The 390-nt window shown below is 68.2% G+C and carries 1 pseudogene; it reads left to right on the top strand.

Features of this window, described 5'->3' with window-relative positions:
- Positions 1-54: 54 nt before the first annotated feature.
- Positions 55-390 (top strand): annotated as a pseudogene (locus NLU14_RS21375) (hypothetical protein); the annotation flags it as partial.

The raw sequence follows: 390 nt of genomic DNA, 5'->3' as shown, positions 1-390 counted from the left end.
CCAAGGGGCAAAGACGGTCGATAACGGCCGCTTACTTAGAGAGGGGAAGAGGCGATGGCGGAGCGTCCGCATGTGCGCGTCATGGGTCGCGCAAGGGGCAATCTCGGGCTCACGATTTCGACGCTGGCTCTGGCGACAACGTTGCCAGCCCAGGCCTGGGCGCAGGATGGCGCCACACGGGCCGGGCAGGACCAGGTGCCGGCCGAGGAGAGCACGATCGTCGTGACCGGCCTGCGCGCCGGCCTGCAGAATTCGATCAACATCAAGCGCGACCAGGCCTCTATCGTCGAGGCGGTATCGGCCGAGGACATCGGCAAGCTGCCCGACGTCTCGATCGCCGAATCGATCGCCCGCCTGCCCGGCCTCGCCGCCCAGCGCGTCAACGGCCGC

This window comes from Marinobacter iranensis (genome assembly GCF_029207565.1).
In the GTDB taxonomy this organism is placed as follows: Bacteria; Pseudomonadota; Gammaproteobacteria; order Pseudomonadales; family Oleiphilaceae; genus Marinobacter; species Marinobacter iranensis.
This window is presented reverse-complemented; position numbering and strand designations above follow the sequence as displayed.